Source organism: Nocardia sp. NPDC004415 (assembly GCF_053602435.1).
The window spans coordinates 33,397-48,615 of the sequence record NZ_JBSGDP010000047.1; the positions used below are offsets into that span (position 1 = coordinate 33,397).

The following is a 15,219-nucleotide window of genomic DNA, read 5'->3' on the forward strand; positions in this document are numbered from 1 at the left end:
TCAGTGTTCTCCCGTCGGGACGGCGGTGAGCGTGGTGCCGGACAGGATCGCGCCCAGCAGCATGAGCTGGGTGAGATCCGGGCGGCCGCCGGTGAGGGCGGTGACGGCGTCCGGGCCGGTCAGGGCGATCGGGACAGTCGGCGCGGGAGCGGTGATGCCCGGGATCACCAGCCCTGGGATCGTCGGCAGCGACAGACCGGGGACCGCCGGTAGTGACAGTTCGGGCAGCGCGGGGAGCGCGGGGCCAGGGGCGGGCCCCGCCGACTCGAGCCAGCCGGGGATCAGCCGGGCCGGATATTCCTGCGGCGCAGGGACCTCCGGCACGGTGGCGCCCCCGCACCGCGGACCGGCCAGGCTGCCGTAGCGCGGGCAGTCGGCCGCCGTGTACTGCTGGAACGGGGTGAGCGAGACGGTGATCTCCCAGCGCATCTGCCTGCTCGGACCCCAGTTGAACACCGAGCCGAGCCGGGCCAGGGAGGTGTTGAGCTCGCGCACGGTGTCGGTGAGCGCGGCCGGATCGGCCGCCAGCGCGCCGAAGGTCTGGTCCAGGCCGACGACGAGCTCCTTGCCCGCGTCGGGATTGCGGGCGAACAGGGCCTGTGTCGCGTCGGTGGCGGCGCTCGCGTTCGTCAGCAGGTCGATGAGCTGCGCGCGGCGGTCGGTGATGGTGCGTGCGGTCCGCACCGAGCGGCCGAGCGCGTCGACCAGTTCCGGCGCCGACCGGTTCACCGCCGCCGTCGCCGCGCCGAGATCGCCGAGCAGATCACCGATCCCGGGAATCGCGCGGACCTCGGTGATCCACCGGTCGAGCCGCTCCACCGTGGAACCGGGCAGCCGCGCGTCACCGTCGAGAGCATCGGCGAGGGTGGCCAGCACGCGGGCCAGCTTCTCGGGCTGGATGCGGTCGAGTACGTCGCGCAGAGTGGTCAGTGTCGTCTGGAGCGCGACCGTGGCACCGCCGGTGTCCTGGGCGATCTCGGCGCCCGCGCGCAGACCGGCCGGTGCCGCGCCGTTGTCGACCAGTTCGATCGCGGTGACACCGAAGATGTTGGCGGGGACCACCCGCGCGGTGACCGTCGACGGAATCGCCGCGGCGGCAGCGGGTTCCAGCCGCAGCTCGACGCGCTGGCGCACCCCTTTCCCGGCGATCTCCACCGCCGACACCGTGCCGACCAGCAGCCCGCGGAAACGGACATCGGCGCGAGCGGGCAGGCCGTCACCGGTACCGGTCAGCACCGCCGTCACCGTCACCGTGTCCTCGAACCGGCCCGCCGAGCGCAACCCGAGCAGCGCGACCACCCCCGACAGCACCGCCGTCATCGCCACCCCGGCCAGGCCGAGCCGCCGCCGCGACCAGCCGCGGCCACTGGAATCCACCGACATGCCGACCCCTAACCCGAGATCCGGATGCCGGGGTCGACGCCCCAGATCGCCAGCGTGAGCAGCAGATTCAGGAAGACCACCACGATGATCGTCATCTTGATCGCGCGGCCCGCCGCCACCCCGACCCCCTCCGGCCCGCCCGCGGCGACATAGCCGTAGTGGCACTGGATGAAGGTGGCCACCAGCACGAACGCCACGGCTTTGACGACCGACCAGCCGATGTCGCCGGGATCGAGGAACTGGTGGAAGTAGTGGTCGTAGGTGCCGATGCCGGTGCCGCCCAGGAAGAACACCGTCACCTTCGTACTGAGGTAGGCGGTGGCCATGGCGATGGCGTAGAGCGGCAGGATCGCGACCGCGGCGGCCAGCATGCGGGTGGTGATCAGGTAGGGCAGCGGCCGGATCGCCATGGCCTCGAGCGCGTCGATCTCCTCGGCGATCCGCATCGACCCGATCTGGGCGGTGAAGCGGCAGCCCGCCTGCGCGGCGAAGGCGATGGTCGCCAGCAGCGGGGCCAGCTCGCGGGTGGTCGCGAAGCCGGAGATCGCGCCGGTCAGCGGGCTCATCGTCAGCAGGTCCAGGGCGGTGTGCGATTCCATACCGACGGTGACACCGCCGAAACCGCACAGGATCAGCACCACGCCCACGGTGCCGCCGCCGACCACCAGGGCACCGTTGCCCCAGGTGACGTCGACGATCAGCCGGACCAGTTCCTTGCGGTAGTGCCGCAGCACGAACGGAATCGCCAGCAGCGACTCCACGAACACCACGCCCTGGTGTCCCAGACGGATATTCGCGTCGGCCAGCGGCCGTGTCGCCGCGCTCAGTGCCCGCCACGGACGCAGGGCGGGCGGCAGATAGCTCGCCATCTCAGAGCACCTTCGACGGGAAGACGGTGTTGTAGATCTGGGTCAGCGCGATATTGGCCGCGAACAGCACGATCGCCGAACTCACCACCGCCGAGTTCACCGCGTTCGCGACCCCGCCGGGACCGCCCTGGGTGTGCAGGCCCGCGTCGCAGGCGATGATCGCGGTGAGCGCGCCGAAGACCGCCGCCTTCACGATCGCGACCACCAGATCGGCGGCGACGGCGAACGAGGCGAATGTGCTGATGTAGGACCCGGGGGTGCCGTCCTGGACGAACACGTTGAACGCGTAACCGGTGGCGAAGCCGATGAACACCACGAACCCGCACAGCAGCATGCTCACCGAGACCGCCGCCAGCAGTCGTGGCGCGACCAGCCTGCGGACCGGGTCCACGCCCATCACCCGCATGGCATCGATCTCCTCGCGAATGGTCCGTGAGCCCAGATCGGCGCAGATCGAGGACCCGACCGCCCCGGCGATCATCAGCGAGGTGACCAGCGGCGCCCCCTGCCGGATGATCCCCAGGCCGTTGACCGCGCCGATGAAGGTGGTCGCGCCGACCTGCCCGACCAGTGAACCGATCTGGATCGAGACCACCACGGCGACCGGGATGGCGACCAGCAGGGTTGGAGTGGCTGAGACACCTGCCATGAACGAGCACTGCCGGAGGAACTCGGTGAGCGGGAACCGACGGCGGACCAGCGCGAGGACGAGCTCGGTGATCGCCCGCCCCGCCATGGTGACCTGCCTGCCCGCGGTCTCGACGGACCGCTGCGGGTGTGCGCGCCACCAGCGTTTCGCGAACTCGACGACGAGCTCACGATCGCCTGGTGTGGACGGTTTCTCGATGGTCGCGACGATGGTGATCACCCCGGGATGCGGTCCGGTCGCCGGTGGCCGGCGGTCGGAAGTGGCTGTCGTGCCGCGGCGCGTGCTCGGTGAATCTACACGCGTGTAGCGAACTGTCTGAGACAGTAGCAAGCACGGCGGTGACTGTCATCGATTCGGGAAGATGCCCGCGGAACCGGGCGGGCCGTCGTGTCGGGTGTGAGAAGTGGTGCCGCAGTGGCGAATCGCGTGTCAGCCGGGCGGAAGGCGCCGCCACGTCCAGTCGACCCGCACCTCGAGCGGGTGGTCGACGGTGACCATCCGGGGTTCGGTGTTGAGCCCGTCGGGTGGGCCGGATTGGGCTTCGACCGAGAGCGATTCGGTCGGCAGGGTCCAGACGACGACGTCGTGGACCGGGCTGGTGATGGTGAATTCGAGGAAGCCGGGCCAGCTCAGCCGCGCGTGCACGCCGTCGGGCATGCCGAAGCAGTCGTCCCACGGCGGCGGGGTGGGCGGCATGTGCCTGCCGGTGGGCAGGTAGTTCTCGCCGCGTTCGTACTGCCACGCGGGCTGGAAGTCGAGTTCCAGCGGTCCGTGCGCCGGGGCGAGCTCGCGCAGGAACCACGGATGCCAGCCGCCCTGGGCGGGGAACGGGTCGTGGTCGGTGGCGATGCGCATCGTCAGGGTCAGGCCGGTCGCGGTGAGGGCGAACGTCTGGGTGACGGTGCCCGCGAACGGCCACGGGTCGGTCAGCCGGTGCCGCAGGGTCACCGTGCTCGCGGTGGCGTCGACCACCTCCCAGGCGCCGTGCCGGGCGGTGCCGTGGATCGCGTGCGGCGGATTGTCGATCGGCATCGTGTAGGTGTGCGCACCCACGGTGAACCGACCGTAGCCCAGCCTGCCCGCCCACGGGGCCATGACGAAACACCCGGTGCCTGGGTCCTGTCGCAGCAGTTCGGCGCCCGCGACGGTCAGGCTGTGCAGGGCGCCACCGTCACCGGGAGCGATGATCAGTGCCGCGTCGCCGGCGTGGAGGCGCACATCATCCTGGGCTGCCATGTCCGGAGACTATCGGCGCGTGCCGCCGCCGGGCACCTCCCACGCCGGGTCAGTTGAACGGATACTGCCCGCCGCCGCCTCCGCCGCCGCGCTGATCCGGTGTCGCGACATCGATGATGTCCTGGACGAGCTGGACCACCGCCCGGCCGACATCGAGCACGCCGTTGCCGAGAGTGGAGAATTCCTGCGCGATGTAGTGGAGCATCTCGTTCGTCCTCACGTTCGTGGAGCCGAATAGTGCACTCCCAGGGTGCCATAGACCACCGACACGGTCCGTACATTCGTCCTGGTGCGACACGACACCACGTTCGAGCCGATCCCCGATCCCCGTCCCGCCGACACGGCCTGGCCCGAGATGACCTGGCCCGTCCCGGCCGGAACCCGGCTGACCGGCGAAGTCGTGACGCTGACGACGTTCGACCCGGCCGACACCGCCGAACTCTTCGCGGCACTCGACTCCGACGCCGTGTGGCAACACCTGCCCTGGCGTCCCACCGACGCCGCCGAATTGGGGCAGCTACTGCGTGATCTCGCCGCCACCTCGGACTGGCACGTGTGGATCGTGCGCTCCCGCAACGGCATCGGCGAAGGTCCGGCCGGCTCCGTGCTCGGCCTCACCTGCTATCTCGACGCCCGGCCGCGTGACGCGTCGCTGGAGATCGGCTTCACCGCCTACGCGCCGTCGGTGTGGGGGAGCGCGGTCAACCCCGACGCGAAACTGCTGGTGCTCGAGTACGCGTTCGAGACGTTGCGGGTGGGCCGCGTGCAGTTGAAGACCGATGTCCGCAATCACCGCTCGCAGCGCGCGATCGCCCGGCTCGGCGCGGTCTACGAGGGCACGCTGCGCAGGCATTTCCGGCGCGGGGACGGCACCGTGCGCGACAGTGTGCTGTTCTCGATCGTCGCCGAGGACTGGCCGCGCGTGCGGGCACGACTGGTGCAGCGGCGCGCGGGCGCCCGGTGACGGGTCAGGCGGTGCCGAGGAAGTTCAGGATGGCCAGCAGCAGCGGCGCGGCGATGTCGAAGCCCATCCGGCCCAGGGCCAGGCCGGTGGTGGCCAGCGCCTCGTAGTTGTCGGACAGGACGCCCAGGATCTTGTCTTCGTTCATGGTGCTGCCTCTCGGTCTCGGAAGGTCAGTAGAGGAGGTCGCGCAGGATCGGTGCGCCCATCTCGATGACGACCTTGGCGACGGTCAGGCTGAGATTGCCGAGCCCGACGACGACCGTGCTGATCAGCTCGTAGTTGTCCTGGGCGAACTGCTGCAGTTCATGCATGGTGACCACTCCCTCGACCCCGACCGATTGGTAGCTGATGTGACCAGCGTCTCACATCGAAGGGGTGCCGCCAAGGATCACGGCAGGGTGGCTACCCCCGGGTATGTATGAGATTGCATCATCGTGCATAATCATTTGCAGCAGCGGCGCGAGCCGACCGGCGGCCGGAGCATCCATACTGCTCACGGCAGCCCGTGCAGATGTACGTCCCAGACCTCGAGGAGCACAACAGACATGTCCGATCGCGTCGTACTCGCCTACTCCGGTGGGCTGGACACCTCCGTCGCCATCAGCTGGATCGCGAAGGAGACAGGTTCGGAGGTGGTGGCCGTGGCCATCGACCTCGGCCAGGGCGGCGAGGACATGAACGTGGTGCGCCAGCGCGCGCTGGACTGCGGCGCCGTGGAGGCCACCGTGGTCGACGCGCGCGACGAGTTCGCCGACGAGTACTGCCTGCCCACCATCCAGGCCAACGCCATGTACATGGGCCAGTACCCCCTCGTATCGGCCATCAGCCGCCCGCTGATCGTCAAGCACCTCGTCGAGGCCGCCAAGTTCCACAACGCCACCACCGTCTCGCACGGCTGCACCGGCAAGGGCAACGACCAGGTCCGCTTCGAGGTCGGCATCGGCGCCCTGGCGCCCGACCTGAACGTGATCGCCCCGGTCCGCGACTACGCCTGGACCCGCGAGAAGGCCATCGCCTTCGCCGAGCAGAACAAGCTGCCGATCAACGTCACCAAGAAGTCGCCGTTCTCCATCGACCAGAACGTGTGGGGCCGCGCGGTCGAGACCGGGTTCCTCGAGGACCTGTGGAACGCCCCGACCAAGGACGTCTACGACTACACCGCCGACCCGACGGTGAACTTCGAGGCGCCCGACGAGGTCATCATCACCTTCGACAAGGGTGTGCCGGTCGCCATCGACGGCCGCCAGGTCACCGTGCTGCAGGCCATCGAGGAGATGAACACCCGCGCCGGTCGCCAGGGCGTCGGCCGCCTCGACATGGTCGAGGACCGCCTCGTCGGCATCAAGAGCCGCGAGATCTACGAGGCGCCGGGCGCCATCGCGCTGATCACCGCGCACCAGGCCCTGGAGAACGTCACCATCGAGCGCGAGCTGGGCCGCTACAAGCGCCAGGTCGAGCAGCGCTGGGGCGAGCTGGCCTACGACGGCCTGTGGTTCTCCCCGCTCAAGCGCGCCCTCGACGCGTTCGTGCAGGACACCCAGCAGCACGTCACCGGCGACATCCGGATGGTGCTGCACGGTGGTTCCGCCGTGGTCAACGGCCGCCGCTCCGAGCAGTCGCTCTACGACTTCAACCTGGCCACCTACGACGAGGGCGACACCTTCGACCAGTCCCTGGCCAAGGGCTTCGTGCAGATCCACGGCCTGTCGTCCAAGGTCGCCGCGCGCCGCGACCTGAACCAGAAGTAACAACCAGCACGTCGTAGTCTCGACACCGGCCGGTCCCGTCACGGACCGGCCGGTGCCGTGCCCAGCCCTGCCCGCCAACCCGACCGGAGGAGAACCCGATGACCCACAGCGGAACCAACGAAGGTGCCCTCTGGGGTGGGCGATTCGCGTCCGGTCCGGCCGAGGCGATGGCGGCGCTGAGCAAGTCGACCCACTTCGACTGGGCGCTGGCGCCCTACGACATCCGCGCCTCCAAGGCGCACGCCCGCGTGCTGCACAAGGCCGGCCTGCTCTCCGAGTCCGACCTGTCCGGCATGCTCGCCGGGCTGGACGCGCTCGCCGCCGACGTGGCCTCGGGTGCCTTCGGGCCCGCCGAGTCCGACGAGGACGTGCACGGCGCGCTCGAGCGCGGCCTGATCGACCGGGTCGGCACCGAGCTCGGTGGCCGGTTGCGGGCGGGCCGCTCGCGCAACGACCAGGTGGCCACCCTGTTCCGCATGTGGTTGCGCGACGGTGTGCGCCGGGTCGCGGCCGGAGTCCTGGACGTGGTCGACGCGCTCGTGGCCCAGGCCGCCGCGCACCCCGACGCCGTGATGCCGGGCAAGACCCATCTGCAGGCCGCCCAGCCGGTCCTGCTCGCCCACCACCTGCTGGCCCACGCGCACCCGCTGCTGCGCGATCTGGAACGCCTGCGCGACTTCGACAAGCGCGCCGCCGTCTCGCCCTACGGTTCGGGCGCGCTGGCCGGTTCCTCGCTGGGCCTCGACCCCGAGCAGATCGCCGCCGAACTGGACTTCACCGCCTCGGCGGCCAACTCCATCGACGCCACCTCCTCGCGCGACTTCGCCGCCGAGGCCGCGTTCGTGCTGGCCATGATCGGTGTCGATCTGAGCCGGATGGCCGAGGAGATCATCCTCTGGAGCACACCGGAATTCGGCTACATCACCCTCGCCGACGCCTGGTCCACCGGCTCCTCGATCATGCCGCAGAAGAAGAACCCGGACGTCTCCGAACTGACCCGCGGCAAGGCGGGCCGCCTGATCGGCAACCTGACCGGGCTGCTGGCCACCCTCAAGGCTCAGCCGCTGGCCTACAACCGGGATCTGCAGGAGGACAAGGAACCCCTGTTCGACTCGGTCGCCCAGCTGGAACTGCTGCTGCCCGCCATCGCGGGTCTGGTCGGCACCCTCACCTTCCACACCGACCGGATGGCCGAGCTGGCCCCGGCCGGGTTCACCCTCGCCACCGACATCGCCGAATGGATGGTGCGCCAGGGCGTTCCGTTCCGGGTGGCGCACGAGGCCGCCGGTGCCTGCGTGCGTGCCGCCGAGGCCCGTGGTGTCGGCCTGGACGAGCTCACCGACGAGGAGTTCGCCGCCGTCGACCCGGCGCTGACCGGGGGCGTGCGCGAGGTCCTCACCGTCGAGGGCTCCATCGCCTCCCGCAATGCCCGTGGCGGCACCGCCGGGGTGCGGGTGGCCGAGCAGCTGGCCGAGGTCGCCGCGTCGGCCGCCGACGCCCGCGCCTGGCTGCGCTGACACCCCTGCCATGACCCTGCTCTTCCTGGCACTGGCCATCGCCACCGAGGTGACCGCGACCGTCTCGCTGAAACTCTCGGAGGGATTCACCAAACTGGTGCCCTCGATCGTGGTGGTGATCGGCTACGCCACCGCCTTCTTCTTCCTGTCCCAGGCATTGAAGCGGGGCATGGCGATCGGCGTCGCCTACGGCATCTGGTCGGCGGTCGGGGTGGCCGCCATCGCCGGAATCGGCGTGCTGTTCCTGGGGGAGCGGCTCACGCTGGTGCAGGTCGGCGGTATCGGCCTGGTGATCCTCGGCGTCCTGGCCCTGGAACTCGGCGGCGCCCACTAGCTTTCAGTCGCCGGCGCTCTTGGTGTATTCGAGCTTGGCGGGCCCCTCGCCCTCCAGCCGATCCCCGAGGACCCAGCCGCACGAGTCGTAGAACGACCTGGCCGTGACATTGTCCGGGAAGGTCTCCAGATCGAGGCAGTGCACGTGACCCTGCTCGAGGTGGCCGCGCACGTGCTCGTCGGAGGCGCCGCTGCCGACGAACCAGTCCACGGCCTCGTCGCCGAGGAACCCGCGGTAGCAGGTGTCGATCGTGCGGCGCGCGAGCGCCTGGAGAGCATCGAGATCCGGCCCGGTCGCGGGGCGGATGGTGGGGTGGTGCTGTCCGGTCGTCACGGTGATCCCAGCGTCGTCGGTGAGGGGTGGACTGCCGACCTCAGCGCGTGGATATGGGCGTTCACAGCTCCGCCCGCACCCGGAACCCGGCATCGCGCAGGGCGTCCAGGACCTCGTCGCGGTGGGCGGGACCGCGGGTCTCGGCCGTCAGCGAGACCTCGACCTCGTCGACCGCCAGCCACATGCCGGTGCGGGAGTGGACGATGTCGACCACGCTCGCGCCCGCGCGCCCGACGACACCGAGCAGCGCCGACAGCGCCCCGGGCCGGTCGGCGATGGTCACCCGCATCGCCAGGTAGCGGCCCGCCGCGCTGAGCCCGTGACCGATCACGCGGGTGAGCAGCAGCGGATCGATATTGCCACCGGACAGGATCGCCACCACCGGGCCCGGCAGCGCGCGCAGGGCGGGGGAGAGCAGGGCGGCCACACCCGCCGCGCCCGCGGGCTCGACGATGAGCTTGGCGCGCTCCAGACACAGCAGCAGTGCCTTGGACAACGCGTCGTCGTCGACGGTGACGATCTCGGTCACCAGCTCGGCGACATGGGCGAACGGCACCGCACCCGGCAGGCCGACGGCGATGCCGTCGGCCATCGTCGCCATCCGCGCCGCCCGCACCGGGGTGCCCGCGGCCAGCGAATCCGGCCACGCCGCCGCCTCGGCCGCCTGCACCCCGACGACCCGCACCCGGGGCGCCAGCGCGTGCAGGGCCACCGCCACCCCGGCCAGCAGCCCGCCGCCGCCGGTCGGCACGACCACCGTGCCGACCTCGGGCACCTGCTCGAGCATCTCGAGTGCGACGGTGGCCTGCCCGGCGACGATGTCGGGATGGTCGAACGGATGGATCAGCGTCGCCCCGGTGCGCTCGGCGAATTCCTGGGCGGCGAGCAGGGACTCGTCGATGGTGTCGCCGATCTGATGCACCTCGGCCCCGTAGGCGCGCGTGGCCATCAGCTTCGGCAGGGAGGCCCCGACCGGCATGAACACCGTCGAGGTGATGCCCAGTTCCGCCGCCGCCCACGCCACTCCCTGCGCGTGATTGCCCGCCGAGGCGGCCACCACCCCGCGCGCCCGCTCGGCGTCGGGCAGGTGCGCGATCCGGTTGTAGGCGCCGCGCGGCTTGAACGAGCCGGTGCGCTGCAGGTTCTCGCACTTGAGCAGCACCGGCGAACCCACCCGGTCCGACAGCACCCGGGACGCCACGGTGGGTGTCCGCCGGATGACCGGCGCCAGCAGCACCGCCGCAGCTTCGATCCGCTCGAGCCCGACCGTCTCCATGCGCCACATCGTGCCAGGACGGGCACGGCCGAACGCGACGGCGCGTGCCCGTGTCGTTTCACCGGGCCGCGGCGGTGGCTTTCGCGATGTTGTGGGCGACCGTGCCCAGGCGGGTGAGGCGCGCGTCGCCGAGTGGGGTGAGCTTGCCGCCGAGCCGGTTGGTGACGAAGGCCAGCGACAGCCCCGTTTCCGGATCGGCGAAGGCGCCCGAGCCGCCCAGCCCGAAATGGCCGAACGCCGAGATCGGGTCGGCCTTGGAGGGTTTCATCGGGACACCGTGGTAGCCCAGCGCCCACGGAATCCGGAAGGCCAGCACGTAGTCCGGGGTGAAGACCTGCCGCGCGCTGAACCGGCGGATCGAGTCCGGGTCGAGGACGCGGGTGCCGTCGAGTTCGCCGCCGTTGGCCAGCGCGGCGTAGAGGCGGGCCAGAGCGCGCGCGGAGAAGACACCGTTGACACCGGGCATCACCGAATCGTGCACCCGCGGATCGACGATGAGCTCGGCGAAACCCCGCGGCGTGGTCTCGGCGGCGGCCGCGAACCTGGTACGGGTGAGCAGATCCGAGCCCCGGTCCCAGTCCATGCCCGCGGCGCGCAGGCGCGGGAAGGTGGTGGCGATGCGGTGGCGCTGGTCGGCGGGCACCCGGAACCACAGTTCCTCGGCACCCAGCGGTTCGGCCAGCTCGGTGCGCACCACCTCGGTGAACTCGCGCCCGGTCACCCGCCGCACCAGCTCGGCGGCCAGATGGCCGTAGCTGATGCCGTGGTAGCCGCTGGTGACGCGGTGCCGGGGATCGGGCGTGGCGGCGGCGAGCGCGGCGGTGACGGCGCTGTCGTCGAAGAAGGACTCCACCGGGCCGGGCAGCAGGCCGCGCAGCCGGTGCAGGCCTGCCCGGTGGGTGAGCACATCGCGCACGGTGATGTGAGACTTGCCTGCTGCGGCGAACTCCGGCCAGTACTCGGCCACCGCGGTGTCGTAGTCGATCTGCCCGCGTTCGGCGAGCTGATGGATCACCGTGGAGGCCACGCCTTTTCCGGTGGAGAACCCCAACGCGACCGAGTCCGCCGTCCACGGCACCCCGGGCGCGGCGTAGCCCGCCCAGACGTCGACCACCGGCTCACCGTGCAGGTACACGCACAGGGCGCCCCCGCCGTGCGCCGGGGTGCGGAACAACCGATCGAAAATGGCCACCACACGGACGAAACGTCGATCCACCGACTGCGCTGTCGAAAATCCCATGAGCCGAGCATGCCACCACCGGTGGGGGACCGGCCGTCCGGTGAGCCTGCCGCGCGCGGGTCAGGCGCCGACGGATTCGGCGGTCAGCGCGTCCAGGACCGCGTCGAGATCGTCGACGTCGACGACGAGCCGGGTGAAGTCGGGCCCGTCGAGATCGATACGCACCGCACTGCCGCCGAACGTGGTGTCCCAGAACTCTTTCCGGCCCTTGCCGCGGTAGACGCCCGCGGCGATCACCCCGGGGATGAAGGTGCCCGGTGCGCGCACCCACGGCGGGCGCAGGTCCACCTCCGCGGTGGTGATCTCGGTGATCGCGGCCCGGTCGATCACGACCTGCTGGCGCAGGGCGAGGAGGCGGTGCCCGCCGAGTACATGGACCGTCACCGTGTCGTCGTGAACCTCGACCTCGACCATCGCTCTACCTCACTCACCTCTGCGGAAAACTTTCCCTGTCCAGGATGGGTGGGTGGCCTGGTCGCCGACTGTGGCGATCCTGTGATTTGGCCAAGGAACTGTGAAGCATCGGAAGATGTAGATATGCGCATCTATCGGATGTGTCGCCATCGGTCCACACGCTCGTCCCGGCCGTCACCGAAGACGCTGGGGAGCGGGGAGCCCCGGTGCGCTGTGCAGCGGTTGTGATGCGAATCGCCGGAACATGCGGCCTGTCACAGCCGACACATAATGGAGGTCCGGTGTGGTTAGCTCATATGAGCACATCGGGGTGTGTGAGGTGTGTCACTTTCAGCAGGGTAGGCCAGGTGGGAACAGTGGATATCAGTCCAAAGGGTGTAGTCGGTTCGGTGCAGCGGTTGCTGGCTACCGCGCAGAACGGGCTGGAGGTCATCCGTTTCGGCGGGTTGGCGCACGATGTGGAGTCCTCGCCGTTCGAGGTGGTCGAGCGCAGGCGGATGTACCGGCTGCGGCACTACTTCCCGGACGACACGACGTCGGGCCGTCCGGTGGCGCTGCTGGTGCCGCCGCTGATGGTCAATGCCGACATCTGGGACGTCAACGCGGCGGGCGGTGCGGTCGGGATCCTGCACGCGAGCGGAATCGACTGCTGGGTCATCGATTTCGGCTCGCCGGCCACCGAGGAGGGCGGCTGGGAACGTGATCTGGCCGATCACGTGCTCGCGGTGAACTCCGCGATCGACACCGTGTGCGAGGCCACCGGCGCACAGGTGCACCTGATGGGGTACTCGCAGGGCGGCATGTTCGCCTACCAGACCACGGCCTACCGCTACGGCAAGGGCGTGGCCTCCATCGTCACCTTCGGCAGCCCGGTCGACATCGTCGCGGGCATGCCGTTCGGGCTGCCCTACGGGCTGGTCTCGGAGGTGGCCGACTTCCTGGCCGACCACGTGATGCACCGGCTGCCGATCACCGAATCGATGGTGCGCGTCGGATTCCAGATGCTCGACCCGGTGAAGACCGCGAAGTCGCGCATCGACTTCCTGCTGCAACTGCACGACCGGGAAGCGCTGCTGCCCAAGGAACGTCAGCGCCGGTTCCTCAACAGCGACGGCTGGGTGGGGTATTCGGGTCCGGCGGTGGCCGATCTGCTCAAGCAGTTCGTGGCGCACAACCGGATGATGCTGGGCGGCTTCGTGATCCGTGATCACCCGGTGTCGCTGGCCGAGCTCAAGTGCCCGATCCTGGCCTTCGTCGGCGAGGTCGACGACATCGGTCAGCCCGCGGCGGTGCGCGGCATCGTGCGCGCCGCGCCGAACGCCGAGGTCTACGAGGCCAGCCTGGTGGCAGGGCACTTCGGGCTGGTGGCCGGTTCGATGGCGACCAACCACACCTGGCCGCTGGTGCGGGACTGGATCGGCTGGATGGACGGCAACGGCACCCTGCCCGAGGCGATCGTCCCCATGCGCGAACACGTGCCGAGCAATGCCCCGCGCACCGCGGCCACCCGGATGGTGCACACCGCCGCCTCGCTGGCCGAGGCGGGCGCGGGTGTCGGCAAGGCGCTGGAGGGTATCGCCAGCAGCACCCTGCGCGGGTCGTTCGAGATCGCGGGGGAGGCCGCCCGCGCGCTGCCCCGGCTGACCCGCCTGGGCATGATCCAGCCGCACACCCGCATCTCGCTTGGCAAGCTGCTCACCGAGCACGCGCGCCGCGCCCCGCACAAGGACCTGGTGCTCTTCGACGACCGTGTGCACACCAACGCGGCGGTGGAGGAACGCGTCGACAACATCGTGCGCGGGCTGATCTCGGTGGGCATCCGGCCCGCGACCCGCGTCGGCATCATGATGGAGACCCGGCCCAGCGCGCTGGCCTCGGTGGCCGCGCTCTCGCGCCTCGGCGCTGTCGCGGTGCTGCTGGCCCCCGGCGCCGAACTGGACCGGGCCATCGAGCTCACCGGCGTGCAGACGCTGATCACCGATCCGGAGAACCTGCGCGCGGCCGCGGCGACCGGCGCCAGGGTGCTGGTGCTCGGCGGCGGCGCGACCCGGCAGCTGCCGGTGCCGACCGGCGAGCGGGTGATCGACCTCGAGCAGATCGACCCGGCACGCGTGCGCGTGCCCGCCTGGTACCGCCCCAACCCGGGCCTGGCCCGCGAACTCGCGTTCGTGCTGGTGCTCGGTTCCGGTGACCGGCTCGAGGCCAAGTACATCACCAACCACCGCTGGGCCCTGTCGGCCTTCGGCACCGCCACCGCAGCCGACCTCGACCGCCGCGACACCGTCTACTGCCTGGCCCCGCTGCACCACTCCTCGGGACTGCTGGTGAGCCTCGGCGGTGCCATCGCCGGTGGCAGCCGGATCGCGCTGGCCCGGCCGATGGACATGGACCCGGGGCGCTTCGCCGCCGAGGTGCACCGCTACGGCGTCACCGTGGTCACCTACACCTGGACGATGCTGCGCGATCTGCTCGACGCGCAGGTGTTCCCGGCCGGGCACAACCACCCGATCCGGCTGTTCATCGGCTCCGGCATGCCCGCCGGGCTGTGGCGGCGCACGGTCGAGCAGTTCGACCCGGCCCGGGTGCTCGAGTTCTACGCCTCCATCGACGGCGACGTGGTGCTGGCCAATGTCGACGGCGCCAAGATCGGGTCCAAGGGCAGGCCGGTGCCGGGCACCGCGCGCGTGGAGCTGGTGGCCTACGACCCGCTCAGCGAGCAGATCCTGGTGGGCGACAGCGGTTTCGCGCGGCGCTGCGCCGACAACGAGCCCGGCCTGCTGCTGGGCAAGGCCGTCGACGGTGGCGACATCTCCGACGGTGGGCTGCGCGGGGTGTTCAAGGCCGGTGACGCCTGGTGGCCGACGGAGAACCTGTTCCGCCGCGACAGCGACGGCGACTACTGGCTGCTGGACCGCCGCGACACCGTCATCCGCACCGGGCGCGGTCCGGTGTTCACCCAGCCGATCGTCGACGTGCTCAACGACATCACCGCCGTCGACATGGAGGTGGCCTTCGCGCTGCCCACCGCGGCGGGCACCCTGGCCGCGGCCGCGCTGAGCGTGCGCACCGGGCACCGGATCGAACCGGGTGACGTCACCGAGGCGATGCGGGCGCTCGAGCTCGATCAGCGACCGGATCTGGTCTACGTGGTCGACGACATCCCGCGCAGCCCGAGTTTCCGGCCCTCGGCCGCGGCGGTCCAGGCCGCCGGGCTGCCGCAGCCGGGACCCGACACCTGGATCTACGACCGCTCGAC

At 70.5% G+C, this 15,219-nt stretch carries 16 protein-coding genes; 5 read left to right on the top strand and 11 right to left on the bottom strand.

Going from position 1 to position 15,219, the window contains the following annotated elements; translation table 11 throughout:
• The 5 genes from ACWEMY_RS21040 to ACWEMY_RS21060 form a co-directional block, all read right to left on the bottom strand.
• The gene (locus tag ACWEMY_RS21040; protein ID WP_452391373.1) at positions 1 to 1,383 is read right to left on the bottom strand and encodes an MlaD family protein; all 1,383 of its coding nucleotides are present in this window, start codon (positions 1,381 to 1,383) and stop codon (positions 1 to 3) included.
• An 8-nt stretch (positions 1,384 to 1,391) separates the two neighbouring features.
• On the bottom strand, positions 1,392 to 2,252 hold the full coding sequence (locus ACWEMY_RS21045) for an ABC transporter permease (RefSeq protein ID WP_452391374.1): 861 nt from the start codon (positions 2,250 to 2,252) through the stop codon (positions 1,392 to 1,394).
• A gap of 1 nt (position 2,253) precedes the next feature.
• Positions 2,254 to 3,099 carry an MlaE family ABC transporter permease gene (locus ACWEMY_RS21050; RefSeq protein ID WP_452391382.1) on the bottom strand — a complete coding sequence of 282 codons (846 nt, stop codon included), beginning with the start codon at positions 3,097 to 3,099 and terminating at the stop codon, positions 2,254 to 2,256.
• A gap of 231 nt (positions 3,100 to 3,330) precedes the next feature.
• Positions 3,331 to 4,137 carry an aldose epimerase family protein gene (locus ACWEMY_RS21055; protein ID WP_452391375.1) on the bottom strand — a complete coding sequence of 269 codons (807 nt, stop codon included), beginning with the start codon at positions 4,135 to 4,137 and terminating at the stop codon, positions 3,331 to 3,333.
• 49 nt (positions 4,138 to 4,186) lie between these two features.
• On the bottom strand, positions 4,187 to 4,342 hold the full coding sequence (locus ACWEMY_RS21060; protein WP_375938420.1) for a hypothetical protein: 156 nt from the start codon (positions 4,340 to 4,342) through the stop codon (positions 4,187 to 4,189).
• Positions 4,343 to 4,426: 84 nt separating this feature from the next.
• Here ACWEMY_RS21060 and ACWEMY_RS21065 point away from each other — a divergent pair, with 84 nt between their 5' ends.
• On the top strand, positions 4,427 to 5,101 hold the full coding sequence (locus ACWEMY_RS21065; protein WP_452391376.1) for a GNAT family N-acetyltransferase: 675 nt from the start codon (positions 4,427 to 4,429) through the stop codon (positions 5,099 to 5,101).
• A 4-nt stretch (positions 5,102 to 5,105) separates the two neighbouring features.
• Here the strand turns inward: ACWEMY_RS21065 and ACWEMY_RS21070 are convergent, their stop codons facing one another.
• Together ACWEMY_RS21070 and ACWEMY_RS21075 are read right to left on the bottom strand one after the other, a co-directional pair.
• On the bottom strand, positions 5,106 to 5,246 hold the full coding sequence (locus ACWEMY_RS21070) for a hypothetical protein (RefSeq protein WP_336086752.1): 141 nt from the start codon (positions 5,244 to 5,246) through the stop codon (positions 5,106 to 5,108).
• Positions 5,247 to 5,271: 25 nt separating this feature from the next.
• Positions 5,272 to 5,412 (bottom strand): hypothetical protein, encoded by a 141-nt coding sequence (locus ACWEMY_RS21075; RefSeq protein ID WP_278265848.1) that lies wholly within the window; start codon positions 5,410 to 5,412, stop codon positions 5,272 to 5,274.
• Between the two features lie 234 nt (positions 5,413 to 5,646).
• Between ACWEMY_RS21075 and ACWEMY_RS21080 the strand changes: the two genes are divergently transcribed.
• The 3 genes from ACWEMY_RS21080 (at position 5,647) to ACWEMY_RS21090 (ending at position 8,700) form a co-directional block, all read left to right on the top strand.
• Positions 5,647 to 6,849 (top strand): argininosuccinate synthase, encoded by a 1,203-nt coding sequence (locus tag ACWEMY_RS21080; RefSeq protein WP_452391377.1) that lies wholly within the window; start codon positions 5,647 to 5,649, stop codon positions 6,847 to 6,849.
• 98 nt (positions 6,850 to 6,947) lie between these two features.
• Entirely contained in the window at positions 6,948 to 8,366 is a 1,419-nt protein-coding gene (gene argH / locus ACWEMY_RS21085) for an argininosuccinate lyase (RefSeq protein WP_375938428.1), read from the top strand.
• A gap of 10 nt (positions 8,367 to 8,376) precedes the next feature.
• A complete protein-coding gene (locus tag ACWEMY_RS21090) occupies positions 8,377 to 8,700 on the top strand; it encodes a DMT family transporter (protein WP_278265845.1) in 324 nt (107 codons plus the stop codon).
• 3 nt (positions 8,701 to 8,703) lie between these two features.
• Here the strand turns inward: ACWEMY_RS21090 and ACWEMY_RS21095 are convergent, their stop codons facing one another.
• The 4 genes from ACWEMY_RS21095 to ACWEMY_RS21110 form a co-directional block, all read right to left on the bottom strand.
• The gene (locus ACWEMY_RS21095) at positions 8,704 to 9,033 is read right to left on the bottom strand and encodes a hypothetical protein (RefSeq protein WP_452391378.1); all 330 of its coding nucleotides are present in this window, start codon (positions 9,031 to 9,033) and stop codon (positions 8,704 to 8,706) included.
• Positions 9,034 to 9,094: 61 nt separating this feature from the next.
• Positions 9,095 to 10,318: a threonine ammonia-lyase gene (gene ilvA, locus ACWEMY_RS21100; protein ID WP_452391379.1), complete on the bottom strand. Its 1,224-nt coding sequence runs from the start codon at positions 10,316 to 10,318 to the stop codon at positions 9,095 to 9,097.
• Positions 10,319 to 10,367: 49 nt separating this feature from the next.
• Positions 10,368 to 11,501 (bottom strand): serine hydrolase domain-containing protein, encoded by a 1,134-nt coding sequence (locus ACWEMY_RS21105; RefSeq protein WP_452391380.1) that lies wholly within the window; start codon positions 11,499 to 11,501, stop codon positions 10,368 to 10,370.
• 108 nt (positions 11,502 to 11,609) lie between these two features.
• Positions 11,610 to 11,963 (bottom strand): hypothetical protein, encoded by a 354-nt coding sequence (locus tag ACWEMY_RS21110; RefSeq protein WP_375938441.1) that lies wholly within the window; start codon positions 11,961 to 11,963, stop codon positions 11,610 to 11,612.
• Positions 11,964 to 12,259: 296 nt separating this feature from the next.
• Here ACWEMY_RS21110 and ACWEMY_RS21115 point away from each other — a divergent pair.
• On the top strand, positions 12,260 to 15,219 hold a 2,960-nt coding region (locus ACWEMY_RS21115), incomplete at its 3' end, for an AMP-binding protein (RefSeq protein ID WP_452391381.1).

Coding starts and splice junctions, on each gene's coding strand:
- ACWEMY_RS21060 (WP_375938420.1), bottom strand. CDS start 4,342: ATGCTCCACTACATCGCGCAGGAATTCTCCACTCTCGGCAACGGCGTG.
- ACWEMY_RS21110 (WP_375938441.1), bottom strand. CDS start 11,963: ATGGTCGAGGTCGAGGTTCACGACGACACGGTGACGGTCCATGTACTC.
- ACWEMY_RS21055 (WP_452391375.1), bottom strand. CDS start 4,137: ATGGCAGCCCAGGATGATGTGCGCCTCCACGCCGGCGACGCGGCACTG.
- ACWEMY_RS21080 (WP_452391377.1), top strand. CDS start 5,647: ATGTCCGATCGCGTCGTACTCGCCTACTCCGGTGGGCTGGACACCTCC.
- ACWEMY_RS21090 (WP_278265845.1), top strand. CDS start 8,377: ATGACCCTGCTCTTCCTGGCACTGGCCATCGCCACCGAGGTGACCGCG.
- ilvA (WP_452391379.1), bottom strand. CDS start 10,318: ATGTGGCGCATGGAGACGGTCGGGCTCGAGCGGATCGAAGCTGCGGCG.
- ACWEMY_RS21075 (WP_278265848.1), bottom strand. CDS start 5,412: ATGCATGAACTGCAGCAGTTCGCCCAGGACAACTACGAGCTGATCAGC.
- ACWEMY_RS21070 (WP_336086752.1), bottom strand. CDS start 5,246: ATGAACGAAGACAAGATCCTGGGCGTCCTGTCCGACAACTACGAGGCG.
- ACWEMY_RS21045 (WP_452391374.1), bottom strand. CDS start 2,252: ATGGCGAGCTATCTGCCGCCCGCCCTGCGTCCGTGGCGGGCACTGAGC.
- argH (WP_375938428.1), top strand. CDS start 6,948: ATGACCCACAGCGGAACCAACGAAGGTGCCCTCTGGGGTGGGCGATTC.
- ACWEMY_RS21040 (WP_452391373.1), bottom strand. CDS start 1,383: ATGTCGGTGGATTCCAGTGGCCGCGGCTGGTCGCGGCGGCGGCTCGGC.